This is a genomic window from Xanthomonas sacchari (genome assembly GCF_024266585.1).
Classification (GTDB): domain Bacteria; phylum Pseudomonadota; class Gammaproteobacteria; order Xanthomonadales; family Xanthomonadaceae; genus Xanthomonas_A; species Xanthomonas_A sacchari_C.
The window spans coordinates 139018-161316 of the sequence record NZ_CP100647.1; the positions used below are offsets into that span (position 1 = coordinate 139018).

Genomic DNA, 22299 nt, shown 5'->3' on the forward strand with positions numbered 1-22299 from the left:
ACTCCTCTATTATATTAAAATACTACAAGTTACTTCTCATAAAAGTCTTCCCGAGAGAATAAATTCCCGGTTGGAATCAACTTCCTCTTATCAAAATAAACCACAGCCTCATGTCCATGAATTAATACTGCATACCCGTATACAACCCCATCTTCCTCACTAACTCCCATGACAACCCCTTTCTTACCCTGGTACTCCAGGTCTAATCCCGCGCGAACTTCAACCTCTTGATAGAATTCAAATTTCTCTTCTGTCATTTGTGCGTGATCCTTCCGTCCAATGAAACATTTAAGTGGGACCCGTCGCGAGTAGCCCAGCCGAGTTGAGATTTACCCGTCCTAGACAACTGTACATCCCACTCAAAAGTCTGACCTTCCGTGCGGGATGGTCCTTTTGTCCATTCGTTACCAAATCTATCAATATATCCGTTGTTTGGACCGCGCGGCAGTGGACTTGAAGGATCATAGTTTTGAGGGGGAACATAACGAATCTTACCTTGAACTGGCAAATCCACATACTTTATACGCCCTTTCATTGACCAAACCTTGGCAGAACCAGCTGAGCCAGATGGATCGAATGGAGGTTCATCAACGTATCTGAATATTTGATTATTTCCCAGGTTACTCTGTTTCCCACTATTTAATGCTACGGCTTCTTCATCAACAACCGCACTAATCGGCGGCAGATTTTTGAAGGGCAGTGCATCGACAGATGTTTGGCCAAAGATAGGCGAAATCCCTGTTTTCGGAAGAACAAACGCCGATCCAATCTCAGCTAGCTGCCCGACCGTAAGGGTCAATGCATTGCGAGTACTGTCACTCGCGCCAACCGCCGTCGCGCCGAGATAGGCCAATCCCGCTGCAGCGCTATTCCCGAGCGTATCGAGAATGGCCATATTGTTTGAGAACTGCATCCCGCTAGGGGTCAAGCTCTCATTCGGGGCGGTGTTGTAGTACAGACCTGACTTGTTTCGCGCATCAACAAATGCCTGCTCGTTAACGCTCTTGTCGTGCCCGACCAGCATGTCTCTCCATGTGAAATTAGCATCGACATAGTCGCGCTTGTCGCTGCTCAAACCAGCATACGGATAGCCATAACTTGGACTCGGACCATTTCTAACGAGTTCCCATGCTGCGTCGGCACCATTTTGTGCCGCATATGCGCCAAGATAGGTCTGCAGATCCTGCATTTGCGCTGCGGTCAGCTGTTCTCCCGAACGATACTCCTGCAGCAAGCCATCGCTGACTTGGTCGCTGACATCGAGGATGACGAGATCTCTTGCTTCCTGCGCGGTCAGTTCGCCCGACTTGGCTTTGGCACGGAGCGCCTCAAGCTGCTTCTTTTGCTCATCACCTAGGAAATTGTTTTCGGCTGCATTCTTGGCAACCATGCTTCCCACCGCCGCATCGCTCAAGCTCCCGCCCGTCATCCCGCCCACCAGCGCGCCGACCGCTTGCGACAACGCCAGGATCGTCTGCTTGTCCTGCTCGGAGAGGTCGCTCGGCTTGGTGTCGGCGCCATAGAGCGTCTTGGTCAGGTATTGCGCTGCAGCTTCGCCGCCCGCTCCAGCCAGCGCACCTCCTGCGCCTGAACTGCCGTTGGCTTCGGCCAGCACAGCGCCTAGTAGTGCATGCGACAGCAACTGCGCTGCCGCATTCGGATCGCTGCCATGGTTGGCGTCGAAGGTCTGTCCGATCAGTTGCGCCGCATACGGCGCCAGCGCATTGCTCGCCACCTGCGTGCCGCTCTGACCGGACACGCCACCGACCAGTGCAGTGGTCACCGCCTGCAACGCACGGCTGTACTCACCGCCGGTGCCCCATTGGGTTTGGCTGGTATAGGCATCTCGGTAGGCTGCACTCTGGCTCAGCAAAAGATCCTGTTGCTGAGTTGGATCCAGTTTCGCGAACGCCGCTTGCTGATCGCCGTTCAGCCCTTCCAGGTAGGCACCGCGCGCCTCGGCGGTCTTCTTCGCCGCATTCGCCGCGATGTCGCCAGCCACCTGGCGACTGGTCTCCAGAACTGTCCCAGCAGCCGCGCCCATGGCTTGCTGCTCGGCCAGCACCTTGCGCACGTCCGGCAGCATCGCCAGCGCCTCGTTCGCCTTGCTGGCATCGGTGTTGATGCCCGTCTCCGCTGCCGTGGTGCGCTTGCCGCCGATCGTGATGTTGCCCTCGGTCAGCGTGGCGCGCGTGGTCGTACTGTCGTTGCCACTCTGGGACATCGGCAGTCCGCCGCCCAGCCCGCCGCTGTTGACTGCGCCATAGTTCCCATTAGCGATGTTGCTGCCGATGTTCTTGGCTTGGTCGCCCGCGCTCACTGCCACCGGGTTGCCATTGGCATCGGTGGCCGGTGTGCCGCTGCTACCGAACCCGCCAGCGAGACTGCCGGAGCTAGCCGAGTAGCCCATCCGGTTCTGCAAGTCGCTGAAGGTCAGCGAGGTTGCGGTCAGTTCGCTGTTGTCCGCGTTGGTGCTGGCGATCGCGCCGCCGACCAGGTTCACGTTGCCCGCATCGACGTGGTAGCCGCCCTTGCCGGCGAACAGGCCCGACTGTTCGATCACGCCGGTGGAGTTGCCGTTGGCCTTGGCCGTGCTGGCGTAGCCACTGGCGTCCCAGGCGGTACCGAAGGACACCTGGATACGGCCGCCGTAGCCGCTCTCCTTGGACTGGATGTTCGAGGTGTCCTGCAGCGACTCGATGGTCAGGTCGCCGCCGGTCTGCACGTCGATGCGGTCGGCCTTGGCCACCGCGCCACGCAACGTGGTATCGCCCTTCGAGGTGAGGGAAATGTTCTGCGCGGCCAGCTCCGTGTTCTTCCACGTGGCGCTGTCGGCGTTGGAGGAATGACTGCCGACGCTGGCTTGCGCATAGGCATAGACGCCGGTCTGCGCGCCAACCGAGGCACCCACGCCCACTTCCAGACCAGCATTGCTGCCCTTGCTCTGTTCCGAGCCCGAGGACTTGCCTGCTTCCAGTACCAGGTCGCGTGCCGCGTCCAGGCTCAGGGTGTCGCCGGCCTTGAGGTTGCCCTGCACCACGTGCAGGTCGCCGTTGGTGCTGGTCAGGCTGACGTTGCCGCCGCCGCTGATGGTCGAACCTTGCGCGGTCTGGCTGCCGGCCTTGTACTTCTCCGTGCTGGTGGCGTAGCCCACGCCCGCTTCCACACTGACCAGCGCGCCGCTGCCCGCGCCGCCGGCCATGCTGCTGATCGCGCTGGCGGTCTGATAGCCGTTGGCCGCTGCCGCCATGCCCTGCATCGCCGACAACCTGCCGTCGAAATTGCGTGCCGCATCGACGTTGTTGATCAGGTCGATCAGCGGCGATTTCACCCGCGCGAACGCACCGATCTTGAGCGTGTCGTCCTGCGAGGACGCGGCGTGGCTGTCGTTGGCGGTGAGCAACTGGATCGACGCGGCAGTCACATCCACGTCCTTGGCCGCGACCACGTTGCTGGCGCTCTGCGTATAGGTGCCGCCCGCGCTCAGGTTGACGTTGCCGCCCAGGCTGCCGACGCTGCTGGCCACCTGCGTCACCGTGGCGTTGTCGTCGCGGTGCTTCTCGGTGTGATAGCCGGAGAAGCGCTCGGTGTCGGAGATGACCACCGTGCCGATCGTCTTGTTGTCCGAGACGTTGGCGTTGCCGGCGGTGTCCTGCCCGCTCTGGATGGTCAGGTCGCCCGCCGCGTGCATCGCCACGTTGCCCTGTGCGGCGACATTGCTGGCAGTGAGGGTGATGTCGCCCTTGGTCGTGCTCAGGCTGGCGTTGCCGCCCACCGACAGTTGCGTGCCGGTGATGGTGTCGGTCTGGCCGTTGCCGTTGCCCTTCTGGTTGTAGTTGCCGAACGGTAGGCCCGTCGCATTGTTGAAGCTCCAGCCCTTGCCGCGGCTGTCGTTGCCGCTGGACGCGGTGGTATGCGCAACGCCCAGGTCGATGTTCTGGCTCGCCAGCAACAGCGCGTTGCCCTCGGCCGACAGTTGCGTGCCCTGGCTGGTGATCGAGCCGTCGCTGGCGAGCAGGGTCAGGTTGCCGCCGGCGCTGACCTGGCTCACCCGCGCGGTGCTGGTGCTGTCGTTCTGACCGGCAGTGGAGCGGTGCGATCCGGCCTGGATCACCACCGGCGTGAGCGCGGCCGCGGTGCCGGCCGTATCGCCCTCGGCACGACGGCTGAGCTTGCCCATGGTCGAGCCGCTGTCGGGCATGTTGCTGGTCGCCGAATCGCGTGCGCTGCGATACGCCGCGGCCGGGTCGTAGGTCACGCCGATAGAGAAGCCACTGGACTTGCTCGACTGATTGGACTGGTTGTCCACCGTGTCCTGGGCAGCGAGCAGGGCGATGTCCTTGGCCGCCAGGGTCAGGTCCTTGCCTGCGGCGACGTCGGAGGCACCGATGGTCAGTTGATCGCCGGCGCTGATCAGCAGATTGCCATTCTTGGCGCCGACCGCCGAGGCCACCTGGGTGGTGCTCTCGGTGCTGCTGTCGCTGCTGCTGCGCGACTTGCCGTAGCCGAGGCTGGCCACGCCGCCGGAGAAGCTGGCGCTGAAGCCGGACTTCTTCTGGGCACTGCTGTGCGCTTCGCTGCTCTGGTCCTGCGCCGAGACGATGGCCACGTCGTTGCCGGCCATCAGGCGCGCGTCCTGTTGCGCCAGCACGGTCGAACCGACCACGGCGATGTCGTTGCCTGCCTTGATCTGCACGCTGCCAGCGTCCAGCGAGGTGCCGACGGCCAGGCTGTCGTGCCACTCGTCGTGCGTGGTCGTGGTCTTGCTGGACAGGAAGCCCTTTTTCTTCTTCTGCATGTCCTGCACGGCGTCGTGCTGCTCCTGGGCGGCGAGCAGGTTGACGTCGTTGCCGGCGGACAAGCTCAGCGCGCCCTTGTCGGTGAACACATTGGCTGCGGCCAGGTTCACGTCGTGGCCGGACTGCAGGGCGATGTCGCCACCGGCGGTGAACGCGGTGCCGTGGACGGTCTCGTCGCGGGTGCTGGTGGTCTGCTTGAAGCGCTTGCGCGTCTCCAGGGTGGTGCTGCTGTCGACCGTGGTCAGCGTGGTGCTGTTGAGGTCGTTACCGGCGAACACGGCCAGCCCATTGCCGGCATCCAGCTTGGCCGCCGTCAAGTTGACGTCGTGGCCGGCGCTGAGCACCAGGTTGCCGCCGGCCGTGAGCGCCTGCTGGTCGATGTCCTGGGTGGTCGTGGTGGTGACGACCCTGGTCTTGCCCTGGCGGGTCTGGTCGGTGACGGTGCGGCTGTCGCCGAGCACCGAGGTCACGTTGAGGTCGTGGCCGGCGGCGGCGATCAGGTTGCCATCGGCCTTCACCTGCGCCTGACGGATGGTCAGATCGTTGCCGGCGGCCAGTTGCAGGCTGCCGCCGGTGGCGATGCTGGTGCGTACCGTGGCCTTGCCGTTGGCGTCTGTGACCGGGGTCAGCGACAGGTCGTGCCCGGCCTGCAGCGCGGCGTCGCCGCCGGCGGCGATCGCCACGCCGTGCAGTTGCAGGTCGTTGCCGGCCTGCAGGGACAGGTTGTTGCCGACGGTCAGGCTGGTGCTATCGCCGCCGCGCGTCAAGCCGGATTCGTTGCGCAGCGCGGTCGGCTGCAGCGTGAGGTTGTTGCCGGCCTGCAGCGCGGCGCTGTTGCCGGCCTGCACGGTGGTGCCGGCGAGGCTGAGGTCGCGCCCGGCCTGTAGTGCCGCGTTGTTGCCCGCCTGGACCGTGGTCCCGGTCAAGCTGATGTCGCGTCCTGCCGTCAGCAGCAGGTTGTCCTGCGCCACGATGCTGGAGCGCCCATTCATCGCATCGCCGCTGGTACTGCTGGTCAGGTCGCGGCCGGCACTCAGCAGCACGTCGCGGCCGGCGATCTGGCCGCCGAGGTTCAGCAGATCCTGCTTGGCCTGCAGCGCCACGGTGCCACTGGACACGATGCGCCCCTGGTTGAGCAGGTTGCCGGCGGTGGCGCTGACGTTGGCGCCGCTGATGGTGCCGGTGTTCGTCAAGCCGGCCGTGGCATTGAGCACGGTGTCGCCCACACCACCGGCCAGCAGTGCGCCGTCGCTGCGCAGGGTCAGCGCGGTCTTGGACGCCAGGTACACCACCGGCACCAGCACCTTCTGGCCCTGGACCTCCTGTTCCACCATCCACACGATGTCGTGGGTCAGCGCGGCGACCTGATCGGCCGTCAGCGCCACGCCCACGCTCAGGTGCAGCGCGCTCGCCTCGGCCACGCCGCCATCCAGCAGTGCGCGGTACTGGGCCACGCCGTCGGCGTAGTTGCCCAGGTAGCGGCGGCCGGTGAGCTGGGTGATCTGGTCCAGCACCAGGCGCTGCTCGTAGAAGCCGTCGCCCAGGCGGGTCTGGGTCCACTGCGGATCCACGCCGAGCTTGTCCAGCAGGTAGTCGCTGCTGATGAAGTTGTTGTAGTCGACGAAGCGCGGATCGGTCTCGATCAGGTAGCGGCGGCCGGAGGCGCCGTTGCTGGCATTGACCCCGCCCAGGCCGTTGGCGGCGCGGCCCAGCGTGCTGACGCTGGCGCCATTGCTGCCGACCAGGCGGTACAGCCCGCCCATCGGCAGCACGATGTTGCCCAGCGGCGCGCCGACGCCGCCGACCACCTGCGGCACCTGGCCGGTGCCCGGGTCGATCTGCTGGTACTGGCCCGGCACCGTGCCGGCGGTGAGCACCGCCTGCGCGGTGCCGGCCTGGACCTGGCTGCGGCTGCCGCTGCCGGCGCCGCCGAGCTGGGCCTGCACACTGCCGGCCTGCACCTGCGACGCATTGACCGCGCTGGCGCCGGTCAATGCGGTCTGGACACCCTGCGCCTGCACGGTGGCGGCGCTGGCATCCGCCGTGCCGACAAGGTTGCGCTGGCCGTCATCGATCCGGATCTGGCCAAGTCCGGCGGCGGTGATGCGATTGCCGACGCTAGCCCCGCCGGTCGCGGCGGCGGTCTGCGCCTGCACGGCGGTATTCCCAGCGCCGCTGGCGCTCTGCGTGCCGCGGCGGTTCAGGGTCGCGCCCTGGGTGGCATTGAAGGCAGCGCCGCTGATGCTGCGGCCATCGCTGCCGACCGCACCGTTGCTGATGGTGGCGCCATTGATCGCCACGCCCTGCCCGCCGGTCATGTTGGCGGCCAAGGCGACATAGGTGTTCTGCAGGGTGCCGGTTGCGACGACCGTGGCTTGCGTGCCGCCGATGCTACCGCTGCCCGCCTGCTCTTCGTTATCGTCGATACTGCACACCTTCTTGCCCGGCGACACCGTGCAAGGACGGGAACGCGGGCTGTCGGTGTACTCGGTATCGGTGTAGTTGACCGTCTGCTGCAACGCCAGCGCCTGGTTCAGTACGCTCTCGCTGCCGCCGATCATGCCGTCGGCCAGCCCGGACACGCCCTGCTGGTTGACCCACAGGCCGCCGCCCGCCGCGATCGTGGAAGCGGTGTTGGCGACGCTGCCGGACAGCGCGACGTTGCCGCCGGCCACGATTCGCCCTTCGGCGCTGGCCGCCGTCACACGTTCGCGTGACTGCGCGTCGAAGGTCCGGAACAACCCGAGATTGTGACCGCGATGGCCCGAAGGTTCCGGGTCGTTACGCAGTTCCTGCTCCGGCATCGCCTGGTTCGCCGCGGCGCGCTCGTCCGCCGTCATGGCCGAGGTCGCCGTGGTAATGGCGCGCCGGCGGTTATTGATCTGATTGGCCGCGATCAGGATGCTGCCATCGGCCTCGATGCTGCCGGAGACGTTGTCCAGCGTGCCGGTGCGCGCGGTGAGCGTGCCATTGCCGTCGCGCGCGGCGCCGATGGCGATGTTGCCGAGGCTGAAGATCTTCGCGTCGCGGTTGACCAGCTGGTCGCGCACCAGCAGGGTCATGCCGTTGGTGGCGCCGATCAGCGCGCTGCCGTAGGCGGCATTGTCGGTCGCGCCGCCCAGGTCGGCGCCGTTGACCAGGGTGCCGGTGTCCACCAGCACGTTGCCGCCGACCACGCTGCCGGTGTTGGCCACCGACCCGGCGGTGATCTGCAGGTTGCCGCTGGCGGAGATGTCGCCGGCATTGCCGACGCTGCCGCCGGTGTTCAACTGCACGTTGCCCGAGCGCATGGCGGCGCCGGCAAGATTGTTGATGCTGCCGGCGTTGATGCCGAGGCTGCGTCCGGCCTGCAGCGTCGAGGCGTTGACGAAGTTGCCGCCCACCGCCAGGCGGAAGTCGCCGTTGCTGGTGATGTCGGCACCGGCGCGGTGGGTGTAGTCGCTGCGGATGGTCAGGTCGAGCAGGTTCTGGCCGAGGATGCTGCCGCCGCCGTCGAAGCCGACGGTGTCGATGACCACATCGCCCGCGCCGCCGGCGCTGCTGCCGGCGCCGATCTGGCCGCCGCTGTTGCTCAGGCTCTGCAGGCTCAGGCGCACCGCCTGCTCGGCCTTGATCTTGCCGTTGCGGTTGTCGAGGCTGGCCCCATTGCGCTGTAGCAGCATGCTGCCGCCGGCGTAGACGCTGCCGCCCTGGTTGTCGAGCGCGTTGGTGTTGGCGACCAGGTCGCCGCCGGCCACCAGGTGTCCGCTGCCGTTGGCGATGCTGGCGGCATCGAGCACGACGCTGCCGCGCCCGCCCAGGCTGCCGCCGACGTTGCGCAACTCGCCGCCGGTGGTGAGCCGGGTCAGGCCGCCGCCGTTGTTGACGATGCTGCCCTGGCTGTTGTCGATGCGGCCGCCGGACAGGGTCATGGCGTTGCCGCTGTCGAGCTGGCCGCCGCTGTTGAGCAGCGCGCCGCTGACCGCCACGGTGAGATCGCGCGCGGCGCCGATGCGCCCGCTCTGGTGGTTGTCGAGCTGGCCGCGCGCGGTCAGCGCCAGGTCGCGCCCGGCCTGCACGGTCCCGGCAGCGTTGCTGACGTTCTCCGCGCCGAGGGTCAGATCGGTGCTGGCGCCGAGCAGGCCGCCGTCGTTGGTCAGGGCGTGCGCCAGGTCGGCGCGCAGGTCGCCGCCGGCACCGTTGACGCTGACTGCCTGCAGCGTGCCGCTGCGGTTGTCGAGGCTGTCGGCGCGCAGCACGAGGCTGCCGCCGGCTGCCTGCAGCACGCCGCTGCGGTTGTCGAGCGCGCCGTTGCCCAGTTGCAGGGTCAACCCACGCGCGGACACGTTGCCGCCGACGTTGCCCAGGCCCGCCGCGGTGACGCTGGCATCGCCAGCGGCGGCGATGGTGCCGCCCTGGTTGTCGAGCGTGCTGCCGGCGCTGAGCTGCAGCTGGCCCTGGGTGAGGATCCGGCCGCCGGCATTGCCGAGGGCGCCGGTGCTGCTGACCGTGAAGGTGCCGCCACCGGCATGTTCGATGCGCCCTTGCGCATTGTTGATCGAGGCGGCGCTGAGCTGCAGGTCGCTGCCGTTGCTGACCAGGCGGCCGCCACCGTTGTCGAACGTGCCGCCGATAGCCAGGCGGGTGGTGCCGCTGCCGCTCTGCACCAGGCTGCCATTGCCGTTGCGCAGCGTGGCCACGCCCAGGTCCAGACCCGCGGCCTGCAGTTGTCCACTGACGCCGTTGAGCGCGCTGTTGTCCAGCGCGCCGCCGGCGCGCACGGTGAGCAGGCCGCCGGCCAGCAGGTCGGCGCCGCGGTGATCCGCGTCGCCGCTCGCGGTCAGGGTGGCGTTGCCGCCGACGCGGGTGGTGCTGCCGGCCAGCGCCAGTTGCGCGGCATCGGCGGCGAGGTTGCCGGCGGCGATCAGGCGGCCACTGGCGCTGAGCGTGCCGTCGACATGCAGGGTCAGGGAACCACTGTTGCCGAGGCTGCCATCGCTGCGCACGCCGGCCGCGGCCACCCCGCCGATAGCGACACTGCCGCCGCTCAGGCGCAGGTTGCCGCTGGACAGGGTCTGCCCGGCGTTGTCGATGCGCTGGCCCTGCAGCGCGATGTCGGCGCCGCTGACGGTGCCGCGCTGGAGCACGCCGGCGTCGCTGCCGAGCACGACCTGGTTGGCGTTGAGGGTGCCGGCTACGGTCAGGTCGCCGTGGGACTGCAGCTGCAGCGTGGTCGCCGCGCTCAAGGCACCGTTCTGGGTCAGCGTGCCGCCGGCCTGTGCGCTGAAGGCACCGGCGGAGGCCAGGGTGCCGCCCAGGTTCAGATCGCCCTGGCTGACCAGGGCCACGTCGCCGGTTTCGCTGCCGAGCTGGCCGCTGCTGGCGACGCTGGCCGCCTGCACGCGCAAGGCGTTGCCGGCGATCAGGTCGCCGCGGTTGTCGACCGCGCCGTTGGCGGTCAGCGCCAGGCGCTGCACGCCGTAGCTGCGGCCGGTCTGCTGCAGGGAGCCGACGTCCAGCTGCAGGCGCTGGCGCGCACGCAGCGCGCCGGCATTGCTGAGCAGCCCGCTCACGGTGAAGGTGCCATTGCCCAGGGCGGCGAGCATGCCGCTGCCGCTGTTGTTGGCGCTGGCGGCGGTGAGGCTCAGGTCAGTGCCGGCCACCACCTGGGCGGCGTTGTTGAGCGCGCCAGTGGCGCGCAGGTCAACGGTGGAGGCGGCCTGCACCGGGCCGCCAAGGGCGAGATCGCCCGTGCTGGTCATCGCCAGGGTGGTGCCGGCATCGACCGTGCCCTGGCTGTCGATGGCGGCGCCGCTCAGGCGCAGCGCACCGGCGCTGTGCAGCACGCTCTGGCTGCCGCTGCCAAGGGTGCGGCCGGCCTGCAGGGTGGCGTCCTGGCCGGCGCTGAGGCTGCCGTCCACGTGCAGGTCCCGCTGCGCCTGTGCCTGCAGTCCCTGCGTGGTGGCGAGCTGGCCGCCCAGGGTCAGGTCGCGACCGGCACGCAGGTCCAGCGCCTGCGCGCTGAGGGTGCCGGCCTGCAGCAGATCGCCCTGCGCCTGCGCGCTGAACCCGGTGGCCGCGGCGACGGTGCCGCCCAGTTGCAGGTCGCCCTGGCTGGTCAGCGTCACCTGGCCGTTCTGGCTGCCGAGTTGGCCGGTGCTGGCGATGCGCGCGGCATCGAGCTGCAGGTCGCGCTTGGCGATCAGGTCGCCCTGGCTGTCGATGGCGCCGCTGGCGTGCAGGGTCAGCGCGTCACCGGCGTAGGCCTGGCCGCTGTGCTGCAGGGTCCCCACGTCCAGGGTCATGGCCTGGCCGGACTGCAGGGTGCCGGCGTTCGCGAGGGTGCCGGCGGTGGTCAGGCCCAGCGCGCCGCGCGCGCCCAGGCTGGCGCCGGTGGCATTGGCGATGCCGGCGGCGGTGACGGTGAGATCGCGCCCAGCCAGGACCTGCCCGGCGTTGGTCAGCTGCGTTCCCGCAGTGAACGCCACATCGCGGCCACCCTGAGCCACGCCAGCCAGGGCCAGGGTGCCGTCGCTGCGCAGGGTCAGGTCGGTGGCGGCATCGAGCGTGCCGCGGCTGTCGAGGTTGCCGCCCTGCAGCGTGATCGCGCCAGCCGTGCTCTGCAGGATCGCATTGCTGCCCGTGGCGAGCGTTGCACCACTCAACTGCATGCTGCCGGCAGCCAGCGCCTGGCCATCGACGCTGAGCGCACGCTGCGCCTGCAGCGCGAGATCGGCGGCGCTCTGCAGCGTCCCGGTGATGCCGACATCGCGGCCGCTCAGCGCAATGGAACCGGCCTTGGCCGCGCCATCCAGGCGCAGATCACCCAGCGCGGTGGCGTTCAACGCCTGCGCGGCGATCACGCTGCCGCCCAGTTGCAGGTCGCCCTGGCTGGTCAACGTCACCTGCCCGTTCTGGCTGCCGAGTTGGCCGGTGCTGGCGATGCGCGCGGCATCGAGCTGCAGGTCGCGCTTGGCGATTAGGTCGCCCTGGCTGTCGATGGCGCCGCTGGCGCGCAGGCTCAGCGTGTCGCCGGCGTAGGCCTGGCCGCTGTGCTGCAGGGTCCCCACGTCCAGGGTCATGGCCTGGCCGGACTGCAGGGTGCCGGCGTTGGCGAGGGTGCCCGCGGTGGTCAGGCCCAGCGCGCCGCGCGCGGCCAGGCTGGTGCCGGTCACGTTGGTGATGCCGCTGGCGGCGACGCTCAAGTCGCGCCCGGCCAGAACCTGCCCGGCGTTGGTCAGCTGCGTTCCCGCAGTGAGCGCCACATCGCGGCCGGCCTGGGCCACGCCAGCCAGGGCCAAAGTGCCGTCGCTGCGCAGGGTCAGGTCGGTGGCGGCATCGAGCGTGCCGCGGCTGTCGATGGCACCGCCCTGCAGCGTGATCGCGCCAGCCGTGCTCTGCAGGATCGCGGCGCTGCCCGTGGCGACGCTGGCGCCCTGCAGTTGCAGGTCGCCGGCGGCCAAGGCCTGGCCATCCACACTCAATGCGCGTTGTGCCTGCAGCGTCGCGCCGGTCGCGCTCTGCAACGCACCGGCAACCCCCACATCGCGCCCGCTCAGCGCGATCGCACGCGCCTTGGCCGCGCCATCCAGGCGCAGGTCACCCAGCGCGGTGGCGTTCAACGCCTGCGCAGCGATCACGCTGCCGCCCAGCGTCAGGTCGCCCTGGCTGGTCAACGTCACCTGGCCGTTCTGGCTGCCGAGCTGGCCGCTGTTGCCGAGGCTGCCCACATCCACCAGCAGGTCGCCGCCGGCGATCACGTTGCCGCGGTTGTCCATCGCGCCGCTGCTGCGCAGCGTCAGCGCCTGGCCGGTGGACAGCGTGCCGCTGTGCTGCAGGCTGCCGGCCTGCAACTGCAGCGCCTGCTCGCCGCGCAGCAGGCCGGCGTTGTCGAGCAGGCCATCGACGTGCAGGTCCAGTCCGCGACCGGCGGCCAGCATGCCGGCGGCGCGGTTGACCGCGCTGGCCGCCTGCACCTGCAGGTCGCGCCCGGCCACCACACGGGCGCTGTTGTCGAACGCGCCCGCAGCGCTCAGCCGCACGTCGTTGCCGCCCTGGGCGATGCCGGCCAGGCGCAGTGCGTCCTGGCTATGCACGGTCAGGTCGGTGGCGGCGTCCAGCGTACCTTGGCTGTCGAGGCTGCCGCCCTGCAGGGCGATCGCGCCGGCCGTGCTCTGCAGCACCGCCGCGCTGCCGGTGGCGACGCTGGTGCCCTGCAACTGCAGGTCGCCCGTGGCCAGGGCCTGGCCATCGACGCTCAGTGCGCGCTGCGCCTGCGCCTGCAGGGTCGATGCGCTCTGCACGGTGCCGGCCAGGCTCAGGTCGCGTCCGGCATCCAATTGCACGGATTGCGCCTTGCTGGTGCCGCCGTGCAGCAGATCGCCCGCGGCCTGCAGGTGCAGCGCGGTGCCGGCGATCTGGGTACCGTCGAGTTGCAGATCGCCGGCGCTGGTCACGCTCAGTTGACCGTCCTGGCTGCCCAGCTGACCGCTGCTGGCGACGCTGCCGGCGGTGATCGCCACGTCGCGCTTGCCGATCAGATCGCCGGTGTTGCCCAGCGCGGTGGCCGCCTGCACGGTCAGCGTGTCGCCGGCATAGGTGCGGCCGCTCTGTTGCAGGCTGCCGACGTTCAAGCTCGCGGCCTGGCCGGCCTGCACCAGGCCGGCGTTGTCGAAGCTACCCTGCACGTTGGTGTCGAGCGCATCCTGCGCGAGCAACTGGCCTTGCGCCTGGTTGCTGGCGCTGGCGGCGCTGAGCTGCAGGGCACGCCCGGCGAACACCTTGGCCTGGGTGTCGAGGTTGCCGTCGGCCAGCACCGCGACGTCGCGCCCGGCCTGGGCGATGCCGGCCAGGGTGAGGTCGCCGGTGCTGTGCAGGCGCAGATCGGTGCCCGCATCCAGCGTGCCCTGGCTGTCCAGCGCCGCGCTGTCCACCTGCAGCGCGGCGGCGCTCTGCAGCAGCGCGCCGGTGCCCAGCGCGACACTGGCCGCGCTGACGCCGAGCGCGCCGCTCGCGCTGGCCTGGCCGTCCACGCGCAGCGCACGTTGCGCCTGCAGCTGCAGGGTGTCGCTGCTCTGCACGGTGCCGGCCACATCGAGGTTGCCCGCGGCGTTGAGCTGCACGCCCGCCGCACGCAGGCTGCCGCGCTGCTGCAGATCGCCCAGCGCCTGCGCCTGCAAGGCGCCAGCGGCAGCGACCACGCCGTCGAGCTGCACATCGCCGCGGCTGTTCAGCGCGACCTGGCCCTGCTGGCTGCCCAGTTGGCCGCTGCTGACCAGACTGCCGGCCTCGACCTGCACGTCGCCACCGCCGACCAGGTCGCCCTGGTTGGCAACGGCGCCATCCACGGTCAGGGTCAGCGTGGTACCGGCATTGGCCGAGCCGGTCTGTGCCAGGCTGCCGGCGCGCAGGCGGAGCGCACCACCCGCGTACAGCTGGCCGTCGTTGGACAGCGCGCTGGCGCTGGTCAGGCTGGCGTCGCCTAGGGCCGACAAGCTGCCGCCCGCGGCATTGCTCAGCGTGCCGGCGTTGGCGCTGAGCGCGCTACCGGCCACGACCTGCGCCTGGTTCTGCAGCACCCCGGCGCTGGTGAGGACCAGATCGCCACGCGATTGCACGGTGCCGGCCAGTTGCAAATCGTTGGCGCTGCGCAGCGCCAGGGTCGTGCCGGCATCCAGCACGCCGGCCTGGGCGATGCTGGCGCCGTCCAGCGCCAACGCGCCGCCGGTCTGCACCTGCCCGCGCTGCGCCAACGCCCCCTGTGCGTGCAAGGTGGCGTTGCCGCCGGCGGCCAGCGTGGCGCTGCTGCGCAACTGACCATCGGCGCTCAACTGCAAGTCGCCATCGGTGCGGACCACGCCGTCCAGCGTGGCGTCGCCGGCGGCTTGCAGCTGCGCGCTGCCCGCGCCCAGGGTGCCCGATTGCAGCAGCGCGCCGCCGGCCTGCGCGCTCAACGCGCCCTTCGCCGCCACCTGCCCGGTCAGGGCCAGGTCGCCGCGGCTGCGCAGGGCGACGTCGCCGCCCTGGCTGCCGAGTTCGCCGCTGCTGCGCAGTTGCGCCGCGTCCACGCTCAGCGCCGCGCCGGCCACCAGGCTGCCGCTGTTGCTCAGCGCCGCGGTCGTGGCGAGCGTGGCGTTGCGCCCGGCGTAGCTGCCGCCGCTGTTGCCGACGCTGGCCGCGTCGATGCGCAGATCGCGGCCGGCGTACAGCGTGCCGGCGTTGTCGAGCGCGCCCGGCGTGGCCACGGCGATGTCGCCACCGGCCGACACCACCGCACCGGCCGCATTGCCGATCGACGCCGCGGCCAGGTCCAGGCGCCCGCCGGCGCTGAGCTGGCCGAGCGTGTCCAGGCGTCCGCCAGCCTGCACGCTGGCGTCCTGCCAGGATTGCGCCAGGCCGGACAGGCGCATGTCGGCATCGCTGCGCAGGCTCAGGTCGGTGCCGGCATCGAGCACGCCGGCCGCCTCGATCCGCGCCGCCTGGACCGTGAGGCGGCCGGCGCTCTGCACGATGCCGCCGCCCTGCAACCAGGCCGCCCCGGCCTGCAGCTGCGCCGCGCCGCCGGCGTAGGCGCTGCCGCTGCTGCGCAACGCACCGCTGGCGCCCAGCGCCAGGTCGCCGCCGCTGTAGAGGCTGCCGCCGGCGTCCAGTTCCGAGCCGAACAGGGTGATGGCGCCGGCGCTGCTGCGGCCGCTGTGCGTCAGTGCGCCGCTGGCCGCGGCATCGAGCGTGTCGTGGGCGATGGTGTCCCCGCTCAGGCTCAACTGCGCCGCGCGCAGGCGCACGCCGGCCTGCTGCGAGCCGAGCACGCCCTGCTGGCTCAGCGTGCCGGCCGCGTGCAGGTCGACGGCGTCGCGGGCCACCGCGGTGCCGCCGAGGCTGAGCTGGCCGGCGCTGTCGATCTGCAGGCTGCCGCTCTGCGCGGACAGGGTGCCGCGGCTGACCACGCCCACCCCCGCCTCGGTGGCGATCAGGCGGATGCGGTCGGCGTACATGCCGCCCAGGTACGCCACGTCGATGCCGATCGCTGGCGGTGCGCCGTCGCTGCCCGGCAGCACGTCCAGCAGCATGCCGTCGTAGCCGATGCGCTGCGCGCCGGCGCTGGCCAGCAGGTCCTTGGCCCACACCGAACCGCCCACGCTTAACTGCCGCGACAGCAGGTCCAGGCGGTCGACGTTGTAGGCGTCCAGGCCGTTGCTGCCGACGCTCAGCGCGCCGCCGGTGATGGAGAAGCCGTTCAACGCGCCATCGGCGCCGAGCTGCGGCGTGCCGGTGGCCAGGGTCACGCGCGAGGTGTTGAGGAAGCCGCAACCGTCGCAGACGATGCCGTTGGGGTTGGCGATCACCAGCTGCGCCTTGGCTCCAGCGATCTCGGTATAGCCCTGCAGGCGGCTGGTGGTGGAGGTGACTTCGTTGAGGATCAGCGTGGCCGCGCCGCTGTTCTTGAGGTTGTCGTTGCCGGCGATGTAGCCGCCCAGTTCGGTCTTGGAGATCTGCGCGCTGTTGTTGAGGATCAGGCCGTTGCTGCCGACGTCGAAGCGCGAGTAGCGGTTGTGCGAGACCCCGCGCGCGTTGGGAGCGACGATGTCCACCACCGGCACGCCGTTGGCCGCGGCCTGCTGGCCGGGCTGGCGTCCATCCGGATTGGCGACCGGGGCGACCTGCGCGTACAGCGGGATTGAGGTCCAGGTGACCGTGCAGCACAGCAGCGCGGCGAGGCCGCGCTTGAGCGCGTCGATCAGGGGGTGGCGGCGGTCAGTACGGTCCGTGTGCATCGTCGTCGTCTCTTTTGTGCCGCCAGCGGCGGCAAACACATTGCGATCCCTGCCGCCGAACGGCGGCAGCGATTCAGAACTGGTAGATCAGGCGCACGCCGTAGGCCGGCTGCGCGCTGTGGAAGTCGCGCGGCGCGTGCAGGTCCCAACCGGCAAAGCCATCCCAACTGAGCCCGCCGTGCGCGCCACGCACGCCGGCGAAGCCACCGACCAGGCTGCGCCCGGCCTGCGCGTCGGCGCTGGGGCCGGCGATGCGGCCGGCATCCACGCCCAGGTACGGGGTGATGCCCAGGCGCTGCAGCGGCAGGTTGAGGGTGTTGCGCCAGTACGCGCCGCGCTCGGCGCCGAGGGTGCGTTCGCCGTCGAAGCCGCGCACGCTGTAGCGCCCGCCCAGGGTGATGAACTCCGAGCCGAGCAACAGCTGCGGCGAGGTCTGGGCGTGCAGGCTGCTGTCCCAGCTCAGCGCCACCGGGCCCAGCGTGAACGGCAGGCCGGCGCTGATATCGAGGGTGGTGACCCCGTAGCGATAGCCGGGGAAGCCCACCGCCGGGTCGTAGCCGGTCCACTGCCCGTCGAACCACGGGGTGCCGCGGCGGTGGCCCAGGCGCGTGTCCAGTTGCAGCTTGCCCAGGTAGTGGCGGTGGCTGAGGTAGAGCTCGGCGCTGGTGGTGTGGCGGCGCTGGATGCCGATCTCCACCCCGTCCAGGTAGCTGCGCGCCGCGCGCTTGGCCACCACCATGCCCAGCGTGGTCTTGCTGGTGCCGGTGCGGTGGATCACCCGCTGCAGATCCAGCTGTGCGCTGTCGGAGTTGCCGCTGGACTGGAAGCTCTGGCGGAAGCCGTCCACCCGCTGGTGGTAGCGGTACGACGACAGCGACAGGGAGAACGTCCACCAGCCCCACGGCACGCTGTAGGACAGGCTGTTGCCGCGGGTGCCGCGCTCGGCGCCGTCGTCGACCAGGTCGTGGGTGTAGCCGATCGAGAGCAGGTCGTTGATGCCCAGCGGCGCGTCCAATGCGAAATCGACGCCGCCCTGGTAGCGGCCGGTCGCCTGCACGCCGGAGTCGTCGGCGTTGAGCACCGCGCGCCAGCGCCGGCTGCGCTGCACGGTGATCAGCAGATCCGACTCGCCCGGCTGCTCGCCCGGGGCGATGTCGATCTTGGCGTCCTGCGAGGGCACCCGCTTGAACTGCTCCACGCCCTGTTCGATCGCGCGCAGGTCGAGCACATCGCCCGGCCGCAGCGGCAGCGCCCCGCGCCAGAACACGCGCCCGTCCGCCGACTGCACCCGCACCTGGCGCAGCCGTCCGGGCAGCAACTCGAACCGCAACTGCCCGCTGGACAGGTCCTGCGCCGGCACGCCCAGGCGGGTGGTGACGAAGCCGCGCGCGACCAACTGGTCCAGCGCGCGGCGGCGGATCAGGTCGATGCCGGCCGTGCCGATGCAGCGGCCCTCGTAGCGGCGCAGCCACCGCCACAGCCAGGCGAAGCGCGCCGCGTCCGGGCCGGCGCCGCTGAGGCGGATGTGCTGGATCGGGAAGCACAGGGCTTCGGTCGGCAAGCTGGTGCTGTGCATGTCCGCCGGCGCTTCGGCCTGGCGCGGGCCGGCGAACGGCGCCTGCCGGTCCTGCTCCTGCTGCCGCTGCACCTGCTCGGCCTGGCGCAGTTGTTCCTGGCGGTCGAGCGTGGTCGGTTCCTGCGCCCAGGCCGCACAGCTCCAGCCCAGCACGCACGCCGTCACAACGCCCCGAGAAGCTCCCTTTCTCCAGCTACGCACTGCTACATCCCCTGTCACGCTTCCGGCGTTTCCCTGCACGCAGGGCACGATCGCATCCCGGCGCCTGGGCGCCGCATTTTGCGGGTGTTTGGTGAACGAAGTCTGGTTCAAACCACAGCGAGGGAGCATCGGGAATCTCCCCACGTGATGTCGGGAAATTCCCTTCATCCCAAGCACTTACGTGATGTCTGCCGGATTTTATGGCGATGGCCGTCACGCACTCCGCCGAGGCCTTGGCCGGTGTGTGCGCAGCGGCATGTCGCACCGAACGCGGCAGGCCCTCGTCCACCTGCCAGGCCTTGCCCTGCGAGGCCGCCCCGCTGTGGTGCCGGCGCAGCGATGGCGCCGACACCGGCACCGACACGCTGCAGACCGCCATCGCGCCCCCGGACCGAAACAGCCTGGACGATCGCAGCGCGCGGGCTGCCGCCCGTTGCGCAGCCGTACCGGACGCCCGGCGCCTGTCATCGCAACCGGCTAAAATCCGCGTTCATTTGCCTAGGTTCCCGCGCCCGATGACTCCGATCGCCCGCACCGCACTGGCCTGCGCCGTGCTCGCCCTGTCCGCCTGCAAGCCGCAGGCACAGGTGACCGACTCCGCCGCCAAGCCGGCCGCCACTGCCGCCGCCGCGTCAACAGCGGCCACCCCGGGCGCCGCCGACGACAACCTCAACGCGGTGCTGTGGATGCAGCGCTCGGCCGAGTACCGGGCGCTGACCGAACAGACCTACCGTGCCGCTGCCGATCGCCTGGATGCGGCGCTGAAGGAACCGAACTGGGACGCGCTGGTGCCGGAGGAGCGCGGCAACGCCGCGGCCGGGCTGAAGCCGGCGGTGGTGATGGACGTGGACGAGACGGTGCTGGACAACTCGCCGTACCAGGCGCGGCTGATCCGCAACGGCAAGGAATACGACGAGGTCAGCTGGGACCAGTGGGTCGCCGAGAAGAAGGCCAAGCCGATCCCCGGCGTGGTCGATTTCGCCAAGGCCGCCACCGCCAAGGGCGTCACCGTGCTGTACGTGACCAACCGCGCCGTGCACCTCACCGATGCGACCCTGGCCAACCTGCGCAGCGCCGGCCTGCCGGTGGCCGACAACAGCGTGCTGCTGGGCCTGGGCACGGTGGTCAAGGATTGCGAGCAGAACGGCTCGGAGAAGAACTGCCGGCGCAAGCTGGTCGGCCAGCAGTACCGCGTGCTGATGCAGTTCGGCGACCAGCTCGGCGACTTCGCGCAGGTGGTGGCCAACACCCCGGAAGGTCGCGCGCAGTTGCTGCAGCAGTACCACGACTGGTTCGGCGAGCGCTGGTGGATGCTGCCCAACCCCAGCTACGGCTCCTGGGAACCGGCACTGTTCAACAACGACTTCGCCCAGTCGCGGGCCGCGCGCCACCAGGCCAAGGTGCAGGCGCTGGAGCTGGCGCAGTGAGCCGCGCGCCGCTGGCGCTGGCGCCGCGCGAGCGCCTGATCTTCGCCCTCGACGTGCCCGGGCGCCACGAGGCGCTGGAGTGGGTCGAGCGGCTCGGCGATGCGGTGGCGTTCTACAAGATCGGCATGGAGCTGCTGGCCTCGGGCGAGTACTTCGATGTGCTGGACACGCTGGCCGGGCGCGGCAAGCGCGTGTTCGTGGATCTGAAGTTCTTCGACATCCCGGCCACGGTGGGCGGGGTGATCCGGCGGCTGTCGCAGTGGCCGGTGGACTACTGCACCATCCACGGCTGGCACCCGGCGATGATGCAGGCCGCGGCCGAGGCCAACGGCAGCGACATGCGCCTGCTGGCGGTGACCGTGCTGACCTCGATGGGCCGCGCCGACCTGGCATCGATGGGCATCGACCGCGCGCCCGAAGACGTGGTGGTGGAGCGCGCGCTGGCCGCGCAGGCCGCCGGCATCGACGGCGTGATCGCCTCCGGCCAGGAAGCGGCGCCGATCCGCCGCGCCACCGGCGCCGGGTTCTCCATCGTCTGCCCCGGCATCCGCCCCGGCGGCCCGGTCGGCGACGACCAGCAGCGCACCGTGGGCGTGGCCCAGGCCTTCGCCGACGGCGCCGACGCGATCGTGGTCGGCCGGCCGATCCGCCAGGCCGCCGATCCGCGCGCCGCGGCCGAGGCGATCCAGCAGGAGATCGCGGCGACGCTGGATGGCCGCACCAGCGCCTGACCATTAAAATCAACAACTTGCGTGGTAATTATTAAACCATTGCATTAGCTTCGGCATGCCGGTAGCATGCCCAGCGTCCGGCCTTGCCGGAGATGTGCCAATACCGTTCTCCGGCTTCGGTCGGATTTGGAGAGGCCCGCGCCTGGTGCGCGTGGCCTCTTTTTTTGCGCACGCGTTTTGCGCACGCGTGGCCCGCTCAGGCGGGCCGGGCCGCGCAATAGCGGTCGATGAAGGCCTGGTGCGATGGCATCGCGTCGGCGCAATGGCCGATGGTCTGCTCGACGCTGGCCATGAAGCGCTCCAGGTCGGCCTGCGGCACCTGGTCCACCAGCGGGTGGTAGGCGCGCGGCAGGATGCCCTGCCCGACCATCACCTGCACCCAGCTGATCTCGGCGAACATCTCATCGCCGTTGCGGTAGAAGCGGCCGCTGTCGCGGAACAGGTCCAGCGTCTCCTGCAGCTCCGGGGTGATCGGCATGTTCCGACAGTGCCGCCAGAACGCGCTGTCGTCGCGCTCGGTGGCGTGGTAGTGCAGCAGCAGGAAGTCGCGGATGCGGTCGAACTCGAAGGCGATACGGTCGTTGTAACGCCGTACCAGCACCGGGCTGATGCCCTCGCGCGGAAACAGTTCCAGCAGCTTGGAGATGCCGGACTGGACCAGGTGGATGCTGGTCGACTCCAGCGGTTCCATGAAACCGCTGGCCAGGCCCAGCGCGACCACGTTGCGGTTCCACACCTGCTTGCGGCGGCCGGTGACGAAGCGCAGCGGCCGCGGCTCGGCCAGGGCCGGGCCGTCGAGGTTGGCCAGCAGCGTGGCCGCGGCCTCGTCGTCGCTGATGTGCGCGCTGCAGTACACGTAGCCGTTGCCGGTGCGATGCTGCAGCGGGATGCGCCACTGCCAGCCGGCCGCGCGCGCGGTGGCGCGGGTGTACGGCGTGGGCGGGCCGACCTTGGCGCAGGGCACCGCCAGCGCGCGGTCGCAGGGCAGCCAGCGGCTGAAATCGTGGTAGCCGGTGTGCAGCGCCTGCTCGATCAGCAGGCCGCGAAAGCCGGAGCAATCGATGAACAGGTCGCCGGCAATCGCCTCGCCCGAGGCCAGGCGCACCGCGCTCACGTCGCCCGATTCCGGATGCAGCTGCACCTGCTCGACGATGCCCTCGCGCCGGGTCACCCCGCGCTGTTCGGCGTAGCGGCGCAGGAAGCCCGCATACAGCGCCGCATCGAAATGGTAGGCGTAGGCGATGTTGGCCAGCGGCGAATTCGGCGGCACGTCGGTGGCCGAGGTCATGAACCTGTCGCGCTTGGCGGCGACGGTGTTGAGCGTGTAGGCGCCCAGCGGCCGGGCCTTGCCGGCCAGCGCCTGCTTGAACCAGTACTGCTGGAACGGCAGCAGCCCGAGCGAGTGCCCGATCTCGGTGCCGAAGCCATGCACGTAGGACGTGCCCGGGCGCTGCCAGTCGGCGAACTCGATGCCGAGCTTGAAGCTGCCCTGGGTGTGGCGCACGAACTCGGCCTCGTTGATGCCGAGCAGGTTGTTGAAGGCCTTGATGTGCGGCACGGTGGCCTCGCCGACGCCGACGATGCCGATCTGCTCGGACTCGATCAAGGTGATGCGGTACTCGGGGCCCAGCACACGCGCCAGCGCGGCAGCGGCCATCCAGCCGGCGGTGCCGCCGCCGACGATGACCAGGTTGCGGAGAGGGGCGGCGATCATGCGTGCGTGGTCCTGTACCGGAAAAAGGGGCGACCGCATATGCGGACGGGGCCACACGGCCCCGTCCGTTGAAACCCCACGCGCGCCGGTCGGGCACG

Annotated in this window: 6 protein-coding genes; 2 read left to right on the forward strand and 4 right to left on the reverse strand. The window is 69.7% G+C overall.

Annotated features, from left to right (window positions below; genetic code table 11):
- Positions 1-29 precede the first annotated feature (29 nt).
- From NKJ47_RS00575 to NKJ47_RS00590, 3 genes are all read right to left on the reverse strand, one after another.
- On the reverse strand, positions 30-257 hold the full coding sequence (locus NKJ47_RS00575) for an Imm31 family immunity protein (protein ID WP_254459653.1): 228 nt from the start codon (positions 255-257) through the stop codon (positions 30-32).
- On the reverse strand, positions 254-16552 hold the full coding sequence (locus tag NKJ47_RS00585; RefSeq protein ID WP_302329802.1) for a hemagglutinin repeat-containing protein: 16299 nt from the start codon (positions 16550-16552) through the stop codon (positions 254-256). Before NKJ47_RS00585 ends, NKJ47_RS00575 begins: the two co-directional genes overlap by 4 nt.
- 73 nt (positions 16553-16625) lie before the next feature.
- Positions 16626-18281 (reverse strand): ShlB/FhaC/HecB family hemolysin secretion/activation protein, encoded by a 1656-nt coding sequence (locus NKJ47_RS00590; protein WP_343237521.1) that lies wholly within the window; start codon positions 18279-18281, stop codon positions 16626-16628.
- 563 nt (positions 18282-18844) lie between these two features.
- Here NKJ47_RS00590 and NKJ47_RS00595 point away from each other — a divergent pair.
- Positions 18845-19756 carry a 5'-nucleotidase, lipoprotein e(P4) family gene (locus NKJ47_RS00595; RefSeq protein WP_254459655.1) on the forward strand — a complete coding sequence of 304 codons (912 nt, stop codon included), beginning with the start codon at positions 18845-18847 and terminating at the stop codon, positions 19754-19756.
- Positions 19753-20487 (forward strand): orotidine-5'-phosphate decarboxylase, encoded by a 735-nt coding sequence (pyrF, locus tag NKJ47_RS00600; RefSeq protein WP_254459656.1) that lies wholly within the window; start codon positions 19753-19755, stop codon positions 20485-20487. The genes NKJ47_RS00595 and pyrF overlap by 4 nt, the downstream gene beginning before the upstream one ends.
- A gap of 196 nt (positions 20488-20683) precedes the next feature.
- Here pyrF and NKJ47_RS00605 read toward each other — a convergent pair whose 3' ends face one another.
- Positions 20684-22201 (reverse strand): tryptophan halogenase family protein, encoded by a 1518-nt coding sequence (locus NKJ47_RS00605; protein ID WP_254459657.1) that lies wholly within the window; start codon positions 22199-22201, stop codon positions 20684-20686.
- Between the last annotated feature and the right edge of the window lie 98 nt (positions 22202-22299).